The organism is Acetatifactor sp. (assembly GCF_982438285.1).
The window spans coordinates 1-3,087 of record NZ_CEWDFQ010000349.1 but is presented as its reverse complement, the minus strand read 5'-3'; the positions used below and the strand labels follow the sequence as shown (position 1 = coordinate 3,087).

Here is a 3,087-nt window from a genome sequence, read left to right as displayed (position 1 = left end):
GGCATGGAAGGGTCTGCATATTTCTTTATGTTAGAGACAAGATTGTCTATAATTCTCCCCACATAATCTGTACTTATTTGCACTTCTACCGGTTCCCAGTAGAGTTCCTCCACAGAAACTAGGAAATGCTCCATTTCCAGAAGCCCATAAAGCTCAGAAAGATATTCTCCTAATGCATATTCTACAGTTTCCGGGGTTTCCAATTTCATCGGACTTTCAGAATTAATCAGGAAAAAATCAAACAGCTGATTTGAAAGATCACGGATCTGCAGAGTTTTAGAATAAGCTTTGTTGATGTATTCATTACATTCTTTCAGGTCCTGCTGTTTTTTTGCAATTTCCAAAAAAGTCATAAGGCCAGTTAATGGTGTCCTCAGGTCATGTGCCATGCCAAGCACAAGCTTTTCCTGCGCAGCTTTCATTTTTCGCTCATTTTCTTGTTTCTCAACCAATGCGAGCCGCATTTGGTTCAAACCTCGCGCAAGATCGCCGAGTTCGTCAGTTCCTTTTATAGGAACCACATAGTCTAATGCACCCGCTCCTATTTTTTCAACGCCTGTACTAAGCTGTTGGATATATTTGACCTCTTTGCGGATACCAAGCGCAAAAATTAGAATCCATATAAGTACGCTAAGAAACGCAATTGCTATATATGAGAGGACATAAAATTTCATTTCATAATCCGCATATATAAACACATCTGCATGGCCGTCAGCAAATTCAACCGAATGGAAATATTGCCAATTATAGTGCAAAGACTCGGATTCTGCATCACTTAATATAATGGAATCTGAATAAGTGCTGTCATAAATCAGTATTCTGTCACGGGAGATCGTAAATTGGTGGATCCCTTTTTTGTGTGCCCACTCACCAAGCCTTTCCGTATCTGTTGCGGCCAAATTTTCTTTCGCGACAAAGTCCTCTAATTCTTCTATATAAGCAGTTTCTGACTCATATATATAATCTGAACTGAAAAAATACTCACTTAAAAACGTGTTCGCAATTTTTAATAGGACAAAGAATACGATTACAGCTATACCGAAGCCTATTAAAAGGAGCCGGATTAATTTTCGTGTAAGTGTTTTTCCCCAAAATTTATCCAAGCCGGTACCCCTTTCCCCATACAGTTACAATAATTTTAGGTTTTTGCGAATTCTCTTCTATTTTGGTACGAAGATTTCTGACATGAACCATAACCGTGTTTGCAGAAGAACTTATAAAGCTTTGTTCCCATATACTTTCATATAGGTTTTGCAAGGAAAAGGTCTTCGCAGGATAGCGCATCAGCAGCAGCAATATTTTATATTCAATTTCGGTCAGACACAACTCATCCCCCTTTAGAAAAACAATGTTTTTAGAGGTATTAATACGTATCTGATGCATTTCAATCCACTCTTCTTCCTGAGCAGCCTGCACAGTCCCCTTATCATATATTTGCTGACGCCGAAGAAGGGCCCGTACCCTGACAAACAATTCAGTATGGGAAAACGGTTTTACAAGGTAGTCATCTGCCCCGGCCATAAACCCGATCAGTTTGTCCGATTCTTTTGATTTTGCAGTCAAAAACAGAATGGGAACATACGAAATTTTCCGAATCTCTTCACATATCTTTAGACCGGATATCCCCGGCATCATAATGTCAAGGATCACTAAATTCGTCTTTGGATTCAGTTTCTCCAGGCCTTCCATGCCATTGGAAGCTTCTTCTATAACGTAGCCTTCACCTTCAAGAAGTATTTTTATTCCTTCGCGGATATCTTTATCGTCTTCAATGACTAATATATTTTTGTCCATCAATGCTCCTACCATCTTCGTTTATTTTTGTAAATCCATCATACCACAATAAGGTTGAGCAGGATACTGACTTAAGAATTCTTCAGATTTGTTATGATGGGACTTAAGAAAAATCCGGCATCCATTCTTCCGAGAAACAAAACAGAGACAAATAGAAGCAGAATATAACTACGGGTAAAATGCCGTCCCTCCGGAGTGCGGCAGAAACAAAAACAGCCAGAGAAATTACATTTTCCCCGGCTGCATAAGAAATTCACAGCTTTGCGCCAGAATTAATTCCTCCGGCTCCAGATTATCTTTTATTCTTTTTTCGCCTGCAGATCCACCACTTGTTTTGTCAATGCAACATTTTCTTTCCGTAGGTCATCGATTTGTGAATACAGCTCTTTAATTTCCTTACTATGACCTTTCTCCACTTCCAATTGTGCAGCCGCAATTTTTGCTGAAAGCGAGGCTTTTTCCTGTTCGAGCTGGGCATTCAGCCTGCTGTTTTCTCTTTCAAGATTGCGAATTGCACTCTCCTTTTCGTCAGTTACCTGTTGTACTGCCCTTTCCTGCCTCCGCTCCGCTTCAATCCCCTCTTTTTCCATTTGCCGTCCTAATTCATCAACCTGCTGCCTTAATCCATCCGCTTCTGCCTTAAGGGCATCGTAAGCCTTGGCCTTTTCTTCTGTTTCAATCAGGCGTTTCTCCAGCATCTTGTTAATTTCTTCTTTATCCTTCGCCGCGTTTTCCGCTGAATCTTTTTCTCTCAGGGCAGTCTCCAAATCTCTTTTTGCATCTTTTGCCTCTCTGTCAGATTGATCCCTCATGCCCCGGACAACATCTATCTGGCTTTCAAGACGCTTTTTCTCTGCTTGTAAAGTCTGTATGGTCTCATCCTTTGAGCTTAGCTGCCCCTCATATTTATCAAGCATTCTCGCATCTGCGTTTTCAGCTAACTGCAGGCTGGATGTGTATGCTGACATGAGAGCTTTTATATGGCGTTCAAACTCATCAATCTCTGTGCCCCTTGTAACCATTTTCTCCCTTGCGTAACTCAGTTCCACAACCTGCATGATGTGGTCAAATGCCTGGGCTTGATTAAGACCATTCTCCTTGCAGAATTCCCTGAATTTATTTGCTGTTTCTGGTAAAACACGGAAATTGGCTTGTGTTGTTTCCTGTGATGTAGGCTGCTTTGTCTTGTCCATTGATATTTCCTCAATTTCTACTCAATTTTCTTTGATTTTATCAATAATAATATATCTTGTCAATATATACATTGCTATCCATTGTTATACTGTGTATATT

3 protein-coding genes are annotated in these 3,087 nt (G+C 40.2%); all 3 read right to left on the bottom strand.

Going from position 1 to position 3,087, the window contains the following annotated elements:
* A partial coding sequence (locus AC1WIP_RS13670) for a HAMP domain-containing protein (RefSeq protein WP_481142347.1) occupies positions 1-1,103 on the bottom strand: 1,103 nt, incomplete at its 3' end.
* Positions 1,096-1,794, bottom strand: a complete 699-nt coding sequence (locus AC1WIP_RS13665) for a response regulator transcription factor (protein ID WP_481142346.1) — start codon at positions 1,792-1,794, stop codon at positions 1,096-1,098. The genes AC1WIP_RS13665 and AC1WIP_RS13670, both read right to left, overlap by 8 nt.
* A gap of 299 nt (positions 1,795-2,093) precedes the next feature.
* Positions 2,094-2,987: a hypothetical protein gene (locus tag AC1WIP_RS13660; RefSeq protein ID WP_481142345.1), complete on the bottom strand. Its 894-nt coding sequence runs from the start codon at positions 2,985-2,987 to the stop codon at positions 2,094-2,096.
* Positions 2,988-3,087 lie beyond the last annotated feature (100 nt).

Bases quoted from the DNA above. Each gene is read 5' to 3' on its own strand.
- AC1WIP_RS13665 (WP_481142346.1), bottom strand. From the start codon at position 1,794: ATGGACAAAAATATATTAGTCATTGAAGACGATAAAGATATCCGCGAA.
- AC1WIP_RS13660 (WP_481142345.1), bottom strand. From the start codon at position 2,987: ATGGACAAGACAAAGCAGCCTACATCACAGGAAACAACACAAGCCAAT.